We start from the raw sequence: 18,156 nt of genomic DNA on the forward strand, positions 1-18,156 counted from the left end.
TTAATATTCAGTCAGCATCGTAGAGAATGTTTGTTCTTGATCCAAAGCTTTACCAGTTCCAATTGCAACACACGATAGAGGGTCTTCCGCAATATGTACTGGTAATCCTGTCTCTTTTGAAAATCTTCTATCTATATTTTTCAATAAAGCTCCACCCCCTGTCAAAGTAAGACCCATATCAACGAGGTCAGCGGATAACTCTGGTGGTGTAGCTTCAAGGGCATCTTTAATACCATTTACCATTTCTCTTAAAATACCATCTAAAGCTTCAGCAGTATCCTCTTCCGTGATATTTACCTCTTTTGGAGTTCCTGATCTTAAATCTCTTCCTTTAACAGCATAAGTGTTATTATTTGATGGAATAGCGGTACCAATTTCTTTTTTAATTTTTTCAGCTGTGCTATCTCCTATCATAAGATTATATTCTTTTCTCATATAATTAACTAGAGCTCCGTCCATAGCATCACCTGCAACTCTTAGAGATTTTGAATAAACTAAACCTCCTAATGACATAACAGCAATCTCACTTGTCCCACCGCCAATATCAACAACCATTGATCCTGTTGCTTCTGATATTGGTAAACCTGCTCCAATTGCTGCAGCTATAGGCTCTTCAATTAATTGAACTCTTCTAGCGCCTGCCGCCAAAGCACTGTCTTGAATTGCTTTTCTTTCAACTGGAGTAGATCCAGTGGGCACACAAATTAATATTCTTGGGTTGGCAAATGTTCTACCTTTATGAACTTTTTTAATGAAGTGTTTAATCATTTCCTCAGTAACTATAAAATCGGCGATAACCCCATCTCTTAAAGGTCGAATTGCACTAATGTTTCCAGGTGTTCTTCCTAACATCGTTTTTGCCTCATCACCTACAGCTAAAACTTGTTTTTTTCCTGTTTGTTCAACAATCGCCACTACAGATGGCTCGTTTAGAACTACTCCCTGTCCTTTAACTACAACTAATGTATTTGCAGTTCCAAGATCGATTGCCATGTCTTGGCTCCATATTTTTTTAACACTATCAAATATTCCCATTATATACTCTCCTTCAATTTTTTCGGTTCGATGTTTTTATAAAGAGATTTTTTCTCTCTCTTAATAAGCATTTTGTTTAAAGCATTTAAATACGCATTTGCTGATGCTACTAAAGTATCTGTGTCAGCTGACTGACCCACTGTAGTTCTGTCATTTTCCTCTATCTTTACACTTACTGTAGCTTGTGCATCAGTTCCTTCTGTAACTGCATGGACTTGGTAAAGAGATAGTTTTACATCATGAGGATAAAGTTCTTTAATACATTTAAATATTGCATCAACTGGACCGTCGCCAGTTTGAGAAGTCTTTTTAACCTCTCCAAAAACATCTAAAGTCATGTCAGCCCTTTGAGGCTCTCCAGTTCCAGCAAATACTTTTAACGATTTTAAGTTGATTGCATTTATCTTATTATCTATAATTAAACTATCATCAACTAATGCAACAATATCTTCATCATAGATATGTTTTTTCTTATCAGCTAAAATTTTAAATTTACCGAAAGCTGCTTGCACAACATCATCTGTTACATCGGCATAACCTAAATCACTTAATTTATCTTTAAAGGCATGACGTCCAGAATGTTTTCCCATTACTAAAGATGTTTTTTTTACACCAACACTTTCTGGTGTCATTATTTCGTATGTCTCTCTATTCTTTAACATACCATCCTGGTGAATTCCTGACTCATGAGCAAAAGCATTCTTTCCGACAATGGCTTTATTAAATTGAACTGGAAAACCTGTTGCATTTGATACAATTTTAGATGCTTTGCTTATTAATTCAGTTTTAATTCCTGTTTCATAAGGTAATAAGTCATCTCGTGTTTTTATCGCCATTACAATTTCTTCAAGTGCTGCATTTCCCGCTCTTTCACCTATTCCATTTATAGTACACTCAATTTGTCTAACTCCAGCTGATAAACCTGACAAAGCATTAGCAACCGCTAAGCCTAAATCATTATGACAGTGCGCAGAAATAATAGCCTTATCAATATTTGGTACATTGTTTTTTATTGATGTTATAGTTTTTGCGAATTCTTCAGGTATTGAATAACCAACGGTATCAGGAATATTAATTGTTGTTGCACCACATTTAATAGCAAGCTCTATTGTTTTATACATAAATTCTAAGTTTGTTCTTGTGCCATCCTCACATGACCACTCGACATCATCTGTAAATTTTTTAGCATAAGTAACACTTTCTTTTATAGCACCTAAAACTTGTTCATCTGTCATATTAAGTTTGTGTTTCATATGAACTGGGCTTGTTGAAATGAATGTGTGTATACGAAATCTTTTTGCAAATTTTAAAGACTCGTGACAAGCGTCTATATCTTTTTTTGTGGCCCTCGCTAAACCACAAGGAATTGAATTTTTTACACTTTTGCTTATTGCGCTTACGGCCTCGAAGTCACCCGGTGATGATATTGGAAAACCAGCCTCAATTATATCAATTCCCATTTCATCAAAAACTCTTGATATCTGAATTTTTTCCTCAACACTCATAGAAGCCCCTGGTGATTGTTCACCATCTCTCATAGTTGTGTCGAAAATAAATACTTTATCTTTCTCAGCCATATAAATATTTTTGGTGATCGAAATATACAACCTATCGTTTAGATTGCAAAATAAAATAGTTATTTTTACCCAAATTGGATCAATATTTACTTCTTATCGCTATCTACTAATTTCTTCTTACCAATCCAAGGCATCATAGCTCTTAGTTTTGTACCAACAGTTTCTATCGAGTGTTTTGCTAATTCCTCTCTGGTTTTAAGAAAATTCTTTTGACCATTTTTACACTCATCCATCCATTGTTTAGTAAACTTCCCAGATTGAATATCCTCGAGTACTTCTTTCATTCTTTTCTTGGTTTCCTCTTTATTTATTATTCTAGGACCTGAAACATACTCACCATACTCTGCTGTATTTGAAATTGAATAATTCATATTAGCAATCCCACCTTCATAAATAAGATCAACAATTAATTTCACCTCATGTAAGCACTCGAAATATGCCATCTCAGGTTCATATCCAGCCTCAACTAATGTCTCGTAACCATTTTTAATCAACTCTACAAGACCTCCACAAAGAACTGTTTGTTCACCGAATAAATCTGTTTCACATTCATCTTTGAAAGTGGTTTCAATAATTCCAGATCTTCCACCTCCAATAGCTGATGCATATGATAGAGCTAAATCTCTTGCTTTACCTGTACCGTCTTGGTGAACTGCCATCAAACATGGAACTCCACCCCCTTTTTCAAATTCACTTCTTACAAGGTGTCCGGGTCCTTTAGGAGCAACCATAAATACATCTAAATCTTTTCTAGCTTTGATCAAGTCATAATGAATATTTAAACCGTGGGCAAAAGCTAAACTTGTGCCCTCTTTTATTCTTTGTTCGATATGATTTTTATATATTGTTGCTTGAAGTTCATCAGGAGTTAAAATCATACAAACGTCAGCCCATTCTGCTGCATCTGATAAGTTCATTACTTTTAAGCCTTTTGATTCAGCTTTTGCTTTACTTGCTGAACCATCTCTTAAAGCAACGACCACTTCTTTTACTCCACTATCTTTTAAGTTAAGAGCATGAGCATGGCCTTGACTACCATAACCAAAGATTGCAACTTTTTTATCTTTAATTAAATTTACGTCAGCGTCTTTTTCGTAGAACATTTTCATTTTTTTTCTCCTTTATAAATTTATTTAAATGTTTCAGCACCTCTGGTCATTGCTATCGCCCCAGTCCTTGAAGTGCTTGTAAGACCGTAGGGCTTTAATTTTTTACTCATTTTATCAATTTCTCTTCTTAAAGCAGTTATTTGAACTACCACTGATTTATTTGTTTTATCTAAAACTACTGGATTGAATTTTTTACATTCCTTTAAACACTTTTCTATCTTTTTTTTCTGAGCAACGATCTTAAGCAATGCCATCTCTTTAAAGATAACTTTTTTATCCTCTCTTTTAAAATCTGCAACTTTATGAACTGGAACTAGTTTTTTAAGCTGAAGTTTTATTTGATCGATAACTTGTGGTGTTCCTGTCGTTACTATTGTAATTCTTGAAATATTTTTAGTTGCATCAACTTCTGCAACAGCCAAAGACTCAATGTTGTAACCTCTTCCTGAAAATAAACCAACTACTCTTGCTAAAACACCAGCTTCATTATCAACCCAAACAACAAATATATGTGTATCTAATTTACCTTTTTTTGTTGGTATACTGTATGCTGACTTTGGAGAAGGCATTAAACTAATGATTTTCCTTTTCCAGTAATTTTATTTTCCTCTTTATCATTTGGACCTAATATCATCTGGTTATGAGGCTTTCCAGATGGTATCATAGGAAAACAATTTTCGTTAGGATCTACATGACAATCAAATATTACTGGACCTTTGTAATCAATCATCTCCTGAATTTTATCATCTAATTCTTGAGGGTTATCAGCTTTAATACCTTTACAGCCATAAGCCTCTGCTAATTTTACAAAATCAGGTAAAGCTTCAGAATAACTCTCTGAGTAGTTTTTTTCGTGTAGAAGTTCTTGCCATTGTCTAACCATTCCCATGTATTGATTATTTAAAATGAATATCTTTATAGGCAAATTATATTGAACAGCTGTAGACATTTCTTGCATTGTCATTAATACGGATGCTTCACCAGCAATATCGATTACAAGTTTATCTGGATGAGCAATTTGAACACCTACTGCAGCTGGAAGACCATACCCCATGGTTCCAAGACCTCCTGATGTCATCCATCTATTAGGTTTATTAAATTTATAATGTTGAGCAGCCCACATTTGATGCTGACCCACCTCAGTTGTAATAAAAGTATCTTGATTTTTTGTTAATTCATATAATCTTTTTACAGCATGTTGAGGTTTGATCTCCTTATCACTATTAATAAAACCCAGAGAATTTTTCGTTCTCCATTTTTGAATTTGTTCCCACCATTTCGAAATTTTTTGTTTATTCGAGTCTTTCAATCCATTTTGTTTTTTGTTTATTTTCTTAATCGCTGACTTTATTACTTCATTAACATCTCCAACTATTGCAAGATCTACTTTTATAATTTTATTAATTGAGGATGGATCAATATCGATATGAACTTTTTTCGATTTTGGTGAAAACTCATCGATCTTACCAGTTATTCTATCATCAAATCTTGCGCCAATGTTAATTAGCAAATCACAGTCATGCATTGCGTTGTTAGCTTCATAAGTTCCATGCATGCCTAACATTCCAATAAATTGATTATCATCTCCTGGAAATGCACCTAGACCTTGTAGAGTTGATGTAATTGGAAATCCAATTAATCTTACAAATTCTTTTAAAGTTTCACTTGCTTGAGGACCTGAATTTATTACTCCACCCCCCGTATAAACAACTGGTTTTTTTGCTTTTGAAATTAAATCAATTAGTTGATCAATTTCTTTTTCAGAAAATTTATTATGTATTTTTCCGTTAAATTTTTTTTCTTTTTTTAATTTTACATAATTATTTTTTGCAAACTGGATATCTTTAGGAATATCAATCAATACGGGTCCAGGTCTTCCTGTTGTTGCAACTTTGAAAGCCTCATGCATAACTTTTGATAAATCTTTAATATCTTTAACTAACCAATTATGTTTCGTACAGGGTCTTGTAATTCCTGTCGTATCACACTCTTGAAATGCATCTGTTCCAATTAAGTGCGTGGGTACTTGACCAGAAATACAAACTAAAGGAACTGAGTCCATATATGCATCTGTTAATGCTGTAACAACATTAGTGGCACCTGGTCCGGATGTTACTAAAACTACTCCAGGCTTGCCTGATGATCTTGCATAACCTTCTGCTGCATGACCAGCTCCTTGCTCATGTCTCACAAGTATATGTTTAATCGATGAATGATTTTTAAGTTCATCATAAATTGGTAAAACTGCACCACCTGGATAACCAAAAATATATTCAACCTCTTGATCTTCAAGGCATTTAAACACAATTTCAGCTCCAGTATATAATTTAGACATTCAAGCAATCTAGCTGAAGTTGTGCTAATTGGTCAAGACTAAGTAGAGAATATCTAAATTTTTTTTAATAGCTTATCCAAACCAACTGGATTAACTTTGTTCCAATCTTTCATATGTCCTCGAGCCCAGGTGCTCTGTCTTTTGGCATATTGCCTAGTCTTTATTGATATTTTATCGATTAATTGTTCTCTTTGGATTTTTTCTTGAAGATATTGCTTAATCTCACTAATTCCAATTGCTTTACTGAGGCTTTTATTTTTTGGAACTCTCAATTTGATAAATTTTTTAACTTCTGAAATTGCACCTAGTTTAATCATATTTTCAGATCTCTGATTTATTCTCTCTATTAAATCTTTCCTTGGAAAATCGATACAAATTTTAAAAAAGTCATTATGACTGTAATCTGACTTAGTGTTTTTAAACCAGCTAATCATAGATTTTTTTGTAAAAGATTTAATTTCATATGCTCTTATAGATCTTTGTGAATCTAAAGAATTAATTTTATCTTTAATTAAAGGATCTATTTGAAGTAGCTTTTGAAAAAATTTTTTTTGTCCTATTCTTTTGTGTAAATTCCTTATTTTGTTTCTAAAATTGTTAGGAATTTTAGGAATATTTACTAAGCCCTCTGTTAGAGCTTTAAAATATAGACCAGTGCCTCCAACAAATATTGGTGTTTTTTTTATTTTTTTACATTGCGAAATTTTTTGTTTTGCCAATTTAAGCCAATCTCCTGTAGAAAAATTTTTTTTGGCATTTTGAAATCCATATAAATGATGTTTGATATTTTGATAATCTTTTTTAAAGGGTCTTGCTGTTAAAACCTTTAACTCTTTGTAAACTTGCATGCTATCAGCATTTATGATCTGACCTGAAATTTTTTTTGCTAGTTTAATTGCAAATTTAGATTTTCCAGATGCGGTAGGTCCATAAATTAAAATAATTTTGGATTTTAAATCCATAAACTAGTCTAATTTAACACCTATATATCTTTTCTGATTTTGGCTATTATATATCACAAGCAAGATAGTCTTCTGATTACTATTCAAAACTTGCTTTAGTGCTTGATTTAAATCCTGGACAGTTCTTATCTTTTTCTTTTGAGCTTCTAAAATGATGCTATTTACTTCTATTGAACCAGTTAAAGGACTGTTTTTTTCAATACTTGTAATCACTAAACCATTAGTTTGGTTGGGTAGGTTTCTTGTTTTAATATCTTGATCAGAGAGTTTTCTTACTTTTATTTTGAGATTTTCAATTAAAGTTTCCTTTGGTAATTCTTCTTTTTTTTCTGAAATTTTAAAATCTTCTGACGTCTCAAGTCTTCCAAGTGTAATTGTTTTTGTAATTTCTTTTTTGTTTCTCCAAATTTTGACTTTTACTTTTTTTCCAACTTCAGTTCTTGCTACTATTATAGGCAATTCTTTCATTTGCTCTATTTTTTCACCATTAAATTCTAATATAATGTCTCCACTTTTAACCCCAGCTTTTTCAGATGGACTGTTTGGTGCAACACTTGCTACAAGAGCTCCTCTTGGTTCATCTAATTTTTCAACCTCTGCAATTTCTTTTGTTACATCTTGAATTCTAACACCAAGCCATCCTCTTTTTGTTTCACCAAATTCAATTAATTGGTCAATTACAATCTTTGCACTATTTGATGGTATCGAAAAACCTATTCCAACATTTCCACTTCTACCAAGAATAGCTGTATTAATTCCAATCACATCACCATTCATATCAAACAAAGGTCCACCAGAGTTTCCAGAGTTGATTGAGGCATCTGTTTGAATATAATCTTCATACCTTGATAATCCAATTGATCGATTTCTTGCAGAAATTATTCCTGAGGTAACTGTTCCACCTAACCCAAATGGATTACCAATAGCTATAACCCAATCGCCTATTCTTGCTTTATCAGAGTCACCAAATCTTACAGGCAAAAATTTTTCTTTTGACTCAATTTTTAAAACAGCGATATCTGAGAGAGGATCTGCGCCAATAACCTTTGCATTAAACTTTTTTTCACCATTTACTTGAACAACAATATCTTCTGCTCCTTCAATTACATGATTATTAGTTACTACTATTCCTTCCTCATCGATTATAAATCCTGAACCCAGTGCAGACGATTGTCTTTCTTGAGGTGTTCCAAATTCTTTAAACATATCACCAAATGGCGATCCCGGGGGAAATTGAAAATTTGGGAAAGGATTGCTCCTTTCAACAACGGTTTGCGTTGTCGAAATATTAACTACAGATGGTATTAATTTTTCAGCCAAATCTGCAAACGAATTAGGAATATTTTGAGAATTAGATATCGATGAAAAATTAAATATTAATAATAAAGAGAGAAATATTGCTTTTATTTTTATCATTCTAACTTTTTGCGTAATAAATAATTATAAACCCTATTAAAGCAAAAATTAATCCACCAGCACGTAATTGGCTATCTTTTATTAACTCAAGCTTCTTTAACATATTCTTCATTTTTGATGGAAATAAGGCATAAAGAATTCCCTCAATAAATAAGAACAGACCAAATGCTATGATCAATTCTTTCATTAAATTTTACTCTGTTTGTGGTTTTATGTTCCCAAAGAATTTAAAGAATTCACTGTCTGGAGAAAGAATTAAAGATGTCTCTCCACCTATTAAAGCTTTTTCATAAGCTTGCATTGCTCTATAAAATGCAAAGAATTCTGGATCTTGGCCAAATGCATTGGCAAAAATTTTATTTCTCTCACCATCACCTTCACCTTTCATGATTTCAGATTTCTTCTGCGCGTCAGCTAAAATTACTGTAACTTCTTTGTCAGCAGTTGATGTAATTGTAACTGCCATTTCTGCACCTCTTGCTCTAAATTCTTTGGCTTCTCTCTCCCTCTCAGTTTGCATTCTTCTAAAAATTGCATCACTGTTAGCTTGGGGAAGATCCGCTCTTTTAATTCTAACATCAACTATTTTTATTCCAAAATTTTCTGCTTCATTATTTACACCTTCTTGAATTAAAGCCATTTGTTTTGTTCTATCTTCTGAAAGAAGTGTTTGAAGTTCTTGTTGTCCAAGAACGTTTCTGATTCTAGAATTTATAATTGTAGCTAATCTTGATCTTGCAACTCTCTCGTTCCCAACTGAAATATAAAACTTTAGGGGATCAACTATTTGGAATCTTGCAAAAGCATCGACTATTAATCTCTTTTGATCAGATGCAATTACCTCTTCTGGGGGTGTATCTAGATTAAGAATTCTTTTATCTAAAAATACAACGTTTTGGATAAAAGGTAGCTTAAAATTTAATCCAGGTTTTAAAATTATTCTTTTTGGATCACCAAATTGTAGAACGATTGCCTGATTAATTTCTTTAACTATGAAAATCGAAAAAAATGCAATCGCACCTAAAACAACTATAATACCAGCGGTAACTTTTCCAGCGTTCATATTAATTTGTCACCTTCTTTTTTTGCAATTCAGGTAATGGTAAGTAGGGCACAACACCTGAACCTGCATTTTTTTCAATTATAACTTTATCAATATCAGCTAAAACTTTTTCCATTGTCTCCAAATACATTCTTTCTTGTGTCACAGATTTTGCATTTTTGTATTCATTATAAATTGCTAAGAATCTACTCGCTTCACCCTCAGCTTTTGCTACGACTTCTTTTTTATAAGCTTCTGCAGCTTGTAAAATTTTTTGAGCTTCTCCTCGTGCTCTTGGTATTACATCATTTGCATACGCTTCAGCCTCATTTTTTGATCTCTCCATGTCAGCTCTTGCAGCCTGTACATCTCTAAATGCATCAATCACTTGATCAGGTGGGTCTGCTTTTTGAGTCTGTACTTGTGTAATTTGAATACCACTAGTGTATTCATCTAAAATCTTTTGAATAATTTCTTGCGTGTCTGTCTCTATGACTGATCTACCTTCAGTTAGAATTGGTTGAATATCAGATCTTGCAATCACCTCTCTCATTGCAGTCTCGGCTGCTGCTTTAACTGTCCCCTCTGGATCTTGAATCTTAAATAAAAAGTTGCCAGCATCTTTAATAACCCAAAAAACAGAAAAATCTATATTAACAATATTCTCGTCTCCAGTTAACATTAAGCTTTCTTGAGGAACATCTGCAACTCCTCCTTGAGATGTAAACCCACTATCTCTTTCAGATCTAAAACCAATATCAATTCTATTAACTTTTGTAACCTTCGGTGTGAGAACGGATTCTACTGGGAAAGGTATATGATAATTTAATCCAGGTTGAGTTGTTTTTACAAATTTTCCAAATCTTAGAACTACGCCCTGTTCATCTGGTAAAACTCTATAAAGTCCACTAGCTAACCAAACAAATCCTAAAATAATTAAAACTAAAACTGCTTGTTTACCTCCTGAGGAGCTTCCACCAGGTAAAAATTTCTTTATTTTTTCCTGAAACTCTCTGATAATTTTATCAATATCTGGGGGAGTTGGACCTCGACCTGAGCCATTGCCACTTCCACCACCACTTCCTCCTGGGGGTGTTCCCCAAGGACTTCCTCCACTTTGCTTAAAGTCATCTGACATATGGCAATCTATATAATGTCTTTATGCTGAAAAACAAGTTAAGATCTACCTATGCCAAAGGAAAAACCAGAATTAAGTGACGCAATGAGAGCTAAATTGGGTAGAAAATTGCCTGAGAAAAATCCAATTAGAGGAACTAAGTTTACAATTGCAATTTCTAGTGCGAAAGGTGGTGTTGGAAAATCCACTTTTGCAACAAACTTAGCTTTAGCTCTTAAAACAATTGGATGTAAAGTCGGGTTATTAGATGCAGATATTTACGGCCCATCTATCCCAAAAATGTTGGGAATTGATGAAAAACCAAAAAGTGATGGACAAAAATTAAAACCTATAAACAAGTATGATGTTCAGTGTATGTCTATTGGTTTCTTAGCTGATCAACAAACACCAATGATCTGGAGAGGTCCAATGGTGACCAGTGCAATTAGAACGTTTACACAAAAAGTGAATTGGAAAGATTTAGATTTTATAATTGTTGATATGCCTCCTGGAACTGGAGATACCCAACTTACTTTTTCCCAAGAGATTAAGATGGATGGTGCAATTATAGTTTCGACGCCACAAGAGGTTGCTCTATTAGACGTAAAAAGAGGAATAAAAATGTTTGATAAACTCGGAGTAAAAGTTTTGGGCTTGGTAGACAATATGAGCTACTTTGTTGGAGATGATGAAAAAAAATATGCGATTTTTGGTCAAGGAGGTGTAGAAAAAACAGCTAAAGAATTTAAAAAAGATTTTTTAGGAGAAATTCCAATCAATCCTGAGATCGGGAAACAAGGTGATTTAGGTATACCAATAGTTGAGTGTAATCCTAATCATGAAATTTCAAAAATTTATTTAAATCTAGCTGAAAAAATCAAATCAAGTTTTACTTGATCTAAACTAAAAAATTCAGCTAAATTATTTAATATCTTTTTTTACTACACTATAAATATATTCAGAAATTGCTTGTGATGCCTGAGGAGAATAGTGACTTCTATCGACATACGATAGCTCAGTCGCATTGTTCAGAGATACACTGATATCTATAACATTTTGTGTTTTTATTAATTCGTCAAAAATTCTTTTTTGTCTAAACTTAAAACTTTCATAATCCTTTATTCTTCCTGTTTCTATGGCTTCAGATTTTTCATATTTTTCAAAATATTTTCCATGAACGAGTGAAAATGGCTGAATAAAAGTATAACAATTTAAATTTTGATCTTCACATATAGCTTTTCTTATGTTTACATTGTGTTGAAGAACCTGTTGAACATTTTTAATCGAGTGACACTGAAATTCATAATTTATACTTGCTACTAACTCATTGTCATTACAATTAAAGATTTCTGGTGTTCTATTCTTTTGTTGGATTCTTGTAACAAGCTGCATCATTGGAATAGATTGAAAAAATAAACTCATTGTTGGTTTGTAAATATCCCAATATTTTCTTGTCAAAGTTTTTTGGGACTCATAAAAAAACTTCGAATTTATGCCATCAGCATTACCTCTTTCATTTATTCCATCAATGAAAAAAATGAAATCACCTTGATTGATTTTTTTATTGGATAAATGCTTTTGAAAAAGAATATTTTCCCAAGGGGATGCAAAACCAGCTCTACCAAAATTATAAACACAATAATTTTTATCTGAATAATTCAGATCAATTATCTTTTTAAAATAAGATGGAATTGTTTGATAATCAGTTACATTATAACCAAAAGTTGTGCTTCCACCATAAAAGTAAAAGCTTTTTTCACAATTATCATTTCCCTCTACCTTTCTCCCAAATTCATCAGAAACATTAACGAATTGTTGCGATGGGGTCTCTTGTTCCCTCCATTCAACAAATTGATCATACTCATATTTTCGATTTATCCATGTTTCTAAATATAAAGAAAGTCCCTCCTCTTCATTTAAATCTAAAATTTTTAAAACTTCGTCTGAGTATGGTTTTAGATTTTTAAGTTTATATGTGGTCCTTATTTCCCAAACTAAAGCCAAAATGATGTTAAAAAGAATAAAAAATACCAGTATTGAAAAAAATACATTTATTATATTTTGCAAAACTCTCATCAATTAACAACACACTATAATCATAATTTAAAAAAATTAATACAAATATTCAATTGTATTTCAAAAAATTTAAGAATGTATATATTAAAATTATTTATAATTTTAAAATGATAAAAAATCATATCAAAGTTTTAATTTTAATATTTTTTGGATTTTTTTTATCTGTTTTTTTTTCAATAAATAATCTTAATAAATATGATAAAAATTTAATTGATGCTAATGGTAATAATTACCATCAAATGATTAAATATGACACTTATCTTTACTTATCTCATGGATCTGAGATTAAGAATGACTTAAAAAATGGAAAAAATTTTTTTGAAACAGGAAGAGAACATTATACGAAATATCTTCCTGCGAGAATCGCTGCTTTATACTATTATATTCTTGACGTTAATCTTTTTGAAAATGAAAATACTAAAAAAATAAATACTAATATTCATTTTTATTATTTAATAATTCAAAGCTTAATATATTTTCTTTGTCTAATTTTTTTTTATTTATTAACCAAAGAGATTTTTGAAAAAAGAATAATTTATTTTATTATTGCTTTTTTTTGTTTTGAACCAACTTTATTTCAGTACCATGGTACTTTTTGGAGTGAAACTTATTTTTTTTCATTTCAAATACTATTGGCCGGTCTAATATTAAGTAAAAATCAAACAATTGTTAAATTTTTAAGTATTGGATTAGTGCTTGGTTTAATGAGTTTGCAAAAACAACCTGGTATTTTTTATATTATACCAGTGTCAATTTTTTTAATATTTTATGAAAAGAGAAGAATTTTTATAAAATTAGTATTTTTATTAATTGGTTTTGCTTTAATACTCTCAATATTGGGGTTCAATAACTTACAAAGATCAGAAAAATTTTACTTAATCTCAGGTGATGCAAAGATGGAAATACATAACAAATTGGTTAGAAAGGTAATGACAAAAAAATTAAATATATCTAGAGAAAAATTTGATTTAATTGAAGGTGAGTATGCGAAAAATTGGTTAAAACAAAAAAATATCAAATACGATGCAAGTTCTAACTTATTAAAAAGTAAAAAGACCTGGAAAAATTATAGAAATAGTATTTATAAAGAAAAAGATAAAATAAAATTTGATGACTATATTCGTAATAGAAGTTTAGATTATTTGTTAGATTATCCTTTAGAATTTATTTATGCAGTTATTAATGGTTCCTTTCATACTCTTTTACTTAATCCATTACATATATATTCTGACCATAAATTTAGATCAGGAGAAATTTATTATGGATCCGAAGATCATAAAAAATTTATTCCGTATAGAATGGCCTATACATTAATTATTTACTTACTTTGTCTGTTGGGTGTTATTAATTTAATTAATAAAAAAGAATATTATTTACTTTCTTTTATAATTTTATCTTATCTTTATTTTTATGTAACAATATCATGGCATGGTAATACAAGATATTATTTGCCAAGTTTTGTTTATTTGGGCTTTCTTTTTACTTATGGTGTAGATTATTTTTTAAAAAAGTTAAGGTAATAATCGTTTAACCTTAAACTCAGATTATATTAAAGATTTATCTTTGATATCAAAAGCTTCCATTAATTCACTCCATTCTCTCTTAGATAAGCCAGAATCTTCCATAGAAATTTTTTCACCCTTGATAAGTTTCTGAATAATAATTTTTCCTTTTGCTGAAACTTCAGTGCCCCCAACTCTATAATCCATAAAGGCCTCATAAGTTATTGGAACCCATTTTTTCAATGTATCCAACATTATATCGGCATAAACTCTAATTTCATATTGTGCGTGGTGGTCTGCTCTTAGTCTTAAAAAATTCATAAGATTTAACAAATCTGTTTTCCAATACCATTGGGTGTATGTATTTAAAGTTAAGTTCATTCTTGCAAGCTCTCTCGCCAATCCCTTTTTATTTTCATCAATCGTAGATCCATCGTATCTTTCATTGAGCATTGTTTCATAATTTGCATATGTTCTTTCAGCATCATTTTTTAAAAGTTCTAAAACTTCATTAGCTTGTTCCCCTTCCAAGACGTCTCCTCTTCCCTGTCTATTAGATGTCGATTGAGCTGCAAGATTTTCTTTTGATGGTAAGTAAAATTCTTTATCTAAAATTGAATACCTTGCAGAATATTCATTTACATTTGCAGTTCTATGTCTAATCCATTGACGAGCGATAAAAATTGGTAGCTTAATATGATATTTAATTTCACACATCTCGAATGGGGTGCTATGCCAGTGACGCATTAAATATTTTATTAAACCTGCATCAGTAGAAACTTGTTTTGTTCCTTTGCCATAAGAAACTCTAGCTGATTGAACAATTGAAGTATCATCTCCCATATAATCAACAACTCTTACAAAACCATGGTCAAGAGCAGGCAATGCTTCGTAAAGAATTTTTTCTAATTCAGGTGAAGTAACTCTTTTTGTTAAATTGCTTTGTGATTGCTGATTTTTTATATCTTCTTGTTGTTCTTTAGTTAATTTCATGAATGTTATTGAATCTCTTGAATTTCCTTTTATATTAATAATGTTGGATTTCCAACTATGACGATAAACGAATTTCGTAATAACCATTGCGGACGTGGGGGCAGTACCCACCACCTCCACCATTTACAACTTATGGGGGTGAACTAGATTCGACGAGTGACTAAAGGCTATTCTTTCGTTCGGAATTGTTCCTCCGTAACGGGCTAATTTATAATTGCTAACGAAAGTTACGCACTTGCTGCTTAATTAACTTTGTTAATTAGGTAAACGGGGTCTTGGGGCACCTGGCAACAGAACGCCCCTTTCTTATCCGTGTTTAGCAAAACATATCAACGAAAATAAATAAAGAGTTGTGGTTTGACCGCAGTTGTACCGCAGTTCAACTTCAACTACGGGCGCATTAAAAGTTTTTTCATTTAATTAAAAATTTTGAAAGATGTTTATTATAAGATTGAGGAATTTTTGGCCAATTATAAATACCTTTTTCTCTCCAGCTTTTAGATTGATCACCACCCTTTCCGTTAAAGACTTTTATCAATTCATCGTGATCATAAAGGTACATATAACTACCTTGTCTAAAACATATATGAATGCCCTTATCTAAATACCTCTTATCTAAAGTTAATCTAGACTTAAGTTGAATTTTTAATAAAGTTTTGCCGTCAGTATGTTGTGCTAAAAAGTCTGCTCCCTTCCAATCATCAGAAAGTTTAATAGTTTGGAAGCCATAGTCAGCAAGAACGGATGATACCTTTTGATAGTTATAGTTCTCTTTTTGTCTTGAATTCAGTTTGGAATAAATAATTTTTTTAAAATTCATTTTAATTTAATTATTTCTTCTGGATGTTTTTTAATACGTTCTAAAGACTTTTTATCTTCATAGCTTTTATATAAATTATCTATTCCAGCCTCTTTTTTAATCTTTTCAAGATTTTCTAAATAATCATCGGGACCACCGTTCATTTTTAGTTTCTGCATTTCATCTCTCATCTTTTTATATTTGAGATATGTGAGTGTTGCTGTTGCCTTTTCTTTTTCATTAAGCTTTTCTCTCAAATCTTTTATTAAATAGTCTTTCTCTTCCCCTTCTAACTTCTCACTAGCTTCAAGTGAAATTAAGGTACTTTGAATAAATGCAAAGGTTCTATCAATTATGTGCTTTTGTTTTTCAATATCCATTATTATTGAATTTAAGACTTTATGTTTGTCGTCTTTTAATTTCATATCCAAACTAAAACTCCTAATAATAACAATAAGCCCTCCGAATGTGCTTTATAATAAAAAATTCTTTCTAGTGGAAATTTTTTAAAAACTATTGGTGTTATTAATAACGCACAAACTAAAAACCATATTATAACAACATACCAGGGCAAATTAGCAAAACCCCAGACAAATATTGAAATCCAAGCTGGGAACGTTAGCGTCGATAACATCTTTTTAATCCCTTTATGATCATCATACAAAGCTGGGTTATCAGATCTCATAATAACTCTTATGGTGTATCCAACGTGCATTCCAACAATCATTCCTATAAAAAACATCTAAACCTCTTAACTATATTTTCACTTAAGCGAAATTTTTAATTTTATTATAAAGATACTTTATACCTGTAGCGTTTGAAATAGTTTCAGCATACTTCTTAATATTTTCTTTAAACCATTCATATATTTCACTAAAATTCATTTCTTTCATTTTTTTCTTTAAAATTATTGCCACCACTAAACCAATTATAATACCTAATAATGGACTAGAAAAAAGACTTGCGGTCATTATAAAAGATCCCATACCAACAAATCCTCTTAAAGATCCTCTCTTAAACTTATTTTTATTTTTATTTTGAGTGTATGATTTGGCTAGTGCAATGAGTGCAATAATTAAAAGAAAAGGATTAGCCCCTACTGCACCCGCTAATCCTAATGATGCACAAAGTTCAGCGAATTCTTCTTTATCTTTTTTTTTCCAGCCAAAAAATAATGCAACAACACCTATTGTTGATGATAATACTTCTAAAACATCGACGCTTTGAAAATCATATAGCCATTTTGTTTTAATAAAAAAAGTACTACTTATTTTAGATACTAATGAATTGTAGGCTTCCATATTTTCTATATTATGCAAAGGTATACCCATCGGGGTTTGAAGATCTTTTGCCATTGAAATAAAATAATTTTTTAATTCTTCTAAATTAGAGTCATCAGGGAGAGTTTCTCTAACCTTCTCCCACATTTTTATTGGAGAATGACTGTCATCAAATAATCTATGTAGATAAGAGCCTATTCCAGTATCGTTATAATTTTTATCTATAGCTTTATCGTATAGAGTTGGTGTTTCATCAATTATATTAGAAACAAACTTTTCTAATTGTTTTCCATATGGTACAGCTAATAATCCAGAAAGTGCAACTGAAACTGTATTGAGTTTATTTTTAATCCAAGATTTCACAATCTAAGATTATCAAATCCTGAAGATAGACTCAATCTGCTTGGCCGCACTTCGATTTTGACCGCAATCTGGGCGCAGTTGAAAGCTCTAATTAACAACTTTTGCACTAATTGTTCACGAATAATGTTACAAAGTTCGGGGCACCTGGCAACAGAACGCCCCTAAACTATTTAATAAATTTTCTTAAATCTGGCTTAAAATAATTAGGACCCTTCATAACTTTACCTTTGTCATTATAAATGGGTTTACCATCTTTATCTAATTTACTCATATTTGAATTTTGAACTTCTTCAAAACAATCATCGAGATTTATACCAAATGCATGTCCTGCACCATATGTTACATAAAGAATATCTGTTAGTGCATCAGCTACTTCGACTAAATCTTTTTTATTCATTGCTTCTATTAATTCATTGAGTTCCTCTTTAATAAGACTTACTCTTAATGCATTGATCTTTTCACTACTAAATGATGAACTCTGTTTTACGTTCTGGCCAAAAGTTTTCATGAAAACGCCTACTTTTTCAAAATTTGTCATTTTGCTCCTGTT

General features: G+C 31.4%; 19 protein-coding genes and 1 other RNA gene. 3 read left to right on the forward strand and 17 right to left on the reverse strand.

Translation table 11 applies throughout. From position 1 onward, the window contains the following. The 10 genes from B5L73_RS05265 to hflK all read right to left on the reverse strand — a co-directional run bounded on the left by B5L73_RS05265 (window position 1) and on the right by hflK (window position 10,614). Window positions 1-1,035, reverse strand: coding sequence for a rod shape-determining protein (locus B5L73_RS05265; protein ID WP_085148877.1), 1,035 nt, complete (start codon window positions 1,033-1,035; stop codon window positions 1-3). After that, window positions 1,035-2,612, reverse strand: a complete 1,578-nt coding sequence (locus tag B5L73_RS05270) for a 2-isopropylmalate synthase (protein ID WP_085148880.1) — start codon at window positions 2,610-2,612, stop codon at window positions 1,035-1,037. The genes B5L73_RS05265 and B5L73_RS05270 overlap by 1 nt, the downstream gene beginning before the upstream one ends. An 86-nt stretch (window positions 2,613-2,698) precedes the next feature. Continuing rightward, window positions 2,699-3,721 carry a ketol-acid reductoisomerase gene (gene ilvC, locus B5L73_RS05275; protein ID WP_085148883.1) on the reverse strand — a complete coding sequence of 341 codons (1,023 nt, stop codon included), beginning with the start codon at window positions 3,719-3,721 and terminating at the stop codon, window positions 2,699-2,701. A gap of 20 nt (window positions 3,722-3,741) precedes the next feature. Then, complete coding sequence (ilvN, locus tag B5L73_RS05280) at window positions 3,742-4,290, reverse strand: acetolactate synthase small subunit (protein ID WP_085148886.1); 549 nt, start codon at window positions 4,288-4,290, stop codon at window positions 3,742-3,744. Beyond that, window positions 4,290-6,056: an acetolactate synthase 3 large subunit gene (locus tag B5L73_RS05285; protein WP_085148889.1), complete on the reverse strand. Its 1,767-nt coding sequence runs from the start codon at window positions 6,054-6,056 to the stop codon at window positions 4,290-4,292. Before B5L73_RS05285 ends, ilvN begins: the two co-directional genes overlap by 1 nt. 53 nt (window positions 6,057-6,109) lie before the next feature. Then, window positions 6,110-7,018: a tRNA (adenosine(37)-N6)-dimethylallyltransferase MiaA gene (miaA, locus tag B5L73_RS05290; protein ID WP_157101081.1), complete on the reverse strand. Its 909-nt coding sequence runs from the start codon at window positions 7,016-7,018 to the stop codon at window positions 6,110-6,112. 3 nt (window positions 7,019-7,021) lie between these two features. Continuing rightward, complete coding sequence (locus B5L73_RS05295) at window positions 7,022-8,434, reverse strand: Do family serine endopeptidase (protein WP_085148892.1); 1,413 nt, start codon at window positions 8,432-8,434, stop codon at window positions 7,022-7,024. A 1-nt stretch (window position 8,435) separates the two neighbouring features. After that, window positions 8,436-8,621: a DUF2065 domain-containing protein gene (locus B5L73_RS05300; RefSeq protein WP_085148895.1), complete on the reverse strand. Its 186-nt coding sequence runs from the start codon at window positions 8,619-8,621 to the stop codon at window positions 8,436-8,438. Window positions 8,622-8,627: 6 nt separating this feature from the next. Then, window positions 8,628-9,497 (reverse strand): protease modulator HflC, encoded by an 870-nt coding sequence (gene hflC, locus B5L73_RS05305; protein WP_085148897.1) that lies wholly within the window; start codon window positions 9,495-9,497, stop codon window positions 8,628-8,630. 1 nt (window position 9,498) lies between these two features. Then, complete coding sequence (gene hflK, locus B5L73_RS05310) at window positions 9,499-10,614, reverse strand: FtsH protease activity modulator HflK (protein ID WP_085148900.1); 1,116 nt, start codon at window positions 10,612-10,614, stop codon at window positions 9,499-9,501. Window positions 10,615-10,665: 51 nt separating this feature from the next. Here hflK and B5L73_RS05315 point away from each other — a divergent pair, with 51 nt between their 5' ends. Then, window positions 10,666-11,490 carry an Mrp/NBP35 family ATP-binding protein gene (locus tag B5L73_RS05315; RefSeq protein ID WP_085148903.1) on the forward strand — a complete coding sequence of 275 codons (825 nt, stop codon included), beginning with the start codon at window positions 10,666-10,668 and terminating at the stop codon, window positions 11,488-11,490. Between the two features lie 24 nt (window positions 11,491-11,514). On the opposite strand, the gene B5L73_RS05320 is transcribed toward B5L73_RS05315, so the two are convergent. Continuing rightward, window positions 11,515-12,669, reverse strand: coding sequence for an SGNH/GDSL hydrolase family protein (locus tag B5L73_RS05320; RefSeq protein WP_085148906.1), 1,155 nt, complete (start codon window positions 12,667-12,669; stop codon window positions 11,515-11,517). 107 nt (window positions 12,670-12,776) lie between these two features. Between B5L73_RS05320 and B5L73_RS05325 the strand changes: the two genes are divergently transcribed. Beyond that, on the forward strand, window positions 12,777-14,189 hold the full coding sequence (locus B5L73_RS05325) for a glycosyltransferase family 39 protein (RefSeq protein WP_085148909.1): 1,413 nt from the start codon (window positions 12,777-12,779) through the stop codon (window positions 14,187-14,189). A 24-nt stretch (window positions 14,190-14,213) separates the two neighbouring features. On the opposite strand, the gene thyX is transcribed toward B5L73_RS05325, so the two are convergent. After that, window positions 14,214-15,164 (reverse strand): FAD-dependent thymidylate synthase, encoded by a 951-nt coding sequence (gene thyX, locus B5L73_RS05330; protein WP_085148912.1) that lies wholly within the window; start codon window positions 15,162-15,164, stop codon window positions 14,214-14,216. Window positions 15,165-15,168: 4 nt separating this feature from the next. On the opposite strand from thyX, the gene ssrA reads away from it, so the two are divergent. Then, window positions 15,169-15,469: a transfer-messenger RNA gene (gene ssrA / locus B5L73_RS05335) on the forward strand. 107 nt (window positions 15,470-15,576) lie between these two features. Here ssrA and B5L73_RS05340 read toward each other — a convergent pair. The 5 genes from B5L73_RS05340 to B5L73_RS05360 all read right to left on the reverse strand — a co-directional run bounded on the left by B5L73_RS05340 (window position 15,577) and on the right by B5L73_RS05360 (window position 18,144). Next, window positions 15,577-15,984: a hypothetical protein gene (locus B5L73_RS05340; RefSeq protein ID WP_085148915.1), complete on the reverse strand. Its 408-nt coding sequence runs from the start codon at window positions 15,982-15,984 to the stop codon at window positions 15,577-15,579. Next, a complete protein-coding gene (locus tag B5L73_RS05345; protein WP_085148917.1) occupies window positions 15,981-16,388 on the reverse strand; it encodes a hypothetical protein in 408 nt (135 codons plus the stop codon). The genes B5L73_RS05340 and B5L73_RS05345 overlap by 4 nt, the downstream gene beginning before the upstream one ends. Next, window positions 16,385-16,705 (reverse strand): hypothetical protein, encoded by a 321-nt coding sequence (locus tag B5L73_RS05350; protein ID WP_085148921.1) that lies wholly within the window; start codon window positions 16,703-16,705, stop codon window positions 16,385-16,387. The genes B5L73_RS05345 and B5L73_RS05350 overlap by 4 nt, the downstream gene beginning before the upstream one ends. 25 nt (window positions 16,706-16,730) lie before the next feature. Next, window positions 16,731-17,606 (reverse strand): hypothetical protein, encoded by an 876-nt coding sequence (locus tag B5L73_RS05355; RefSeq protein ID WP_085148924.1) that lies wholly within the window; start codon window positions 17,604-17,606, stop codon window positions 16,731-16,733. A gap of 166 nt (window positions 17,607-17,772) precedes the next feature. Further along, entirely contained in the window at window positions 17,773-18,144 is a 372-nt protein-coding gene (locus tag B5L73_RS05360; protein WP_085148927.1) for a nucleoside triphosphate pyrophosphohydrolase family protein, read from the reverse strand. Window positions 18,145-18,156 lie beyond the last annotated feature (12 nt).

Origin of the sequence: Candidatus Pelagibacter sp. RS39 (assembly GCF_002101315.1) — a bacterium.
GTDB lineage: Bacteria > Pseudomonadota > Alphaproteobacteria > Pelagibacterales > Pelagibacteraceae > Pelagibacter.

Excerpts from the sequence above, each read along its gene's own strand:
- B5L73_RS05265 (WP_085148877.1), bottom strand. The coding sequence starts at position 1,035 with ATGGGAATATTTGATAGTGTTAAAAAAATATGGAGCCAAGACATGGCA.
- B5L73_RS05270 (WP_085148880.1), bottom strand. The coding sequence starts at position 2,612 with ATGGCTGAGAAAGATAAAGTATTTATTTTCGACACAACTATGAGAGAT.
- ilvC (WP_085148883.1), bottom strand. The coding sequence starts at position 3,721 with ATGAAAATGTTCTACGAAAAAGACGCTGACGTAAATTTAATTAAAGAT.
- ilvN (WP_085148886.1), bottom strand. The coding sequence starts at position 4,290 with ATGCCTTCTCCAAAGTCAGCATACAGTATACCAACAAAAAAAGGTAAA.
- B5L73_RS05285 (WP_085148889.1), bottom strand. The coding sequence starts at position 6,056 with ATGTCTAAATTATATACTGGAGCTGAAATTGTGTTTAAATGCCTTGAA.
- miaA (WP_157101081.1), bottom strand. The coding sequence starts at position 7,018 with ATGGATTTAAAATCCAAAATTATTTTAATTTATGGACCTACCGCATCT.
- B5L73_RS05295 (WP_085148892.1), bottom strand. The coding sequence starts at position 8,434 with ATGATAAAAATAAAAGCAATATTTCTCTCTTTATTATTAATATTTAAT.
- B5L73_RS05300 (WP_085148895.1), bottom strand. The coding sequence starts at position 8,621 with ATGAAAGAATTGATCATAGCATTTGGTCTGTTCTTATTTATTGAGGGA.
- hflC (WP_085148897.1), bottom strand. The coding sequence starts at position 9,497 with ATGAACGCTGGAAAAGTTACCGCTGGTATTATAGTTGTTTTAGGTGCG.
- hflK (WP_085148900.1), bottom strand. The coding sequence starts at position 10,614 with ATGTCAGATGACTTTAAGCAAAGTGGAGGAAGTCCTTGGGGAACACCC.
- B5L73_RS05315 (WP_085148903.1), top strand. The coding sequence starts at position 10,666 with ATGCCAAAGGAAAAACCAGAATTAAGTGACGCAATGAGAGCTAAATTG.
- B5L73_RS05320 (WP_085148906.1), bottom strand. The coding sequence starts at position 12,669 with ATGAGAGTTTTGCAAAATATAATAAATGTATTTTTTTCAATACTGGTA.
- B5L73_RS05325 (WP_085148909.1), top strand. The coding sequence starts at position 12,777 with ATGATAAAAAATCATATCAAAGTTTTAATTTTAATATTTTTTGGATTT.
- thyX (WP_085148912.1), bottom strand. The coding sequence starts at position 15,164 with ATGAAATTAACTAAAGAACAACAAGAAGATATAAAAAATCAGCAATCA.
- B5L73_RS05340 (WP_085148915.1), bottom strand. The coding sequence starts at position 15,984 with ATGAATTTTAAAAAAATTATTTATTCCAAACTGAATTCAAGACAAAAA.
- B5L73_RS05345 (WP_085148917.1), bottom strand. The coding sequence starts at position 16,388 with ATGAAATTAAAAGACGACAAACATAAAGTCTTAAATTCAATAATAATG.
- B5L73_RS05350 (WP_085148921.1), bottom strand. The coding sequence starts at position 16,705 with ATGTTTTTTATAGGAATGATTGTTGGAATGCACGTTGGATACACCATA.
- B5L73_RS05360 (WP_085148927.1), bottom strand. The coding sequence starts at position 18,144 with ATGACAAATTTTGAAAAAGTAGGCGTTTTCATGAAAACTTTTGGCCAG.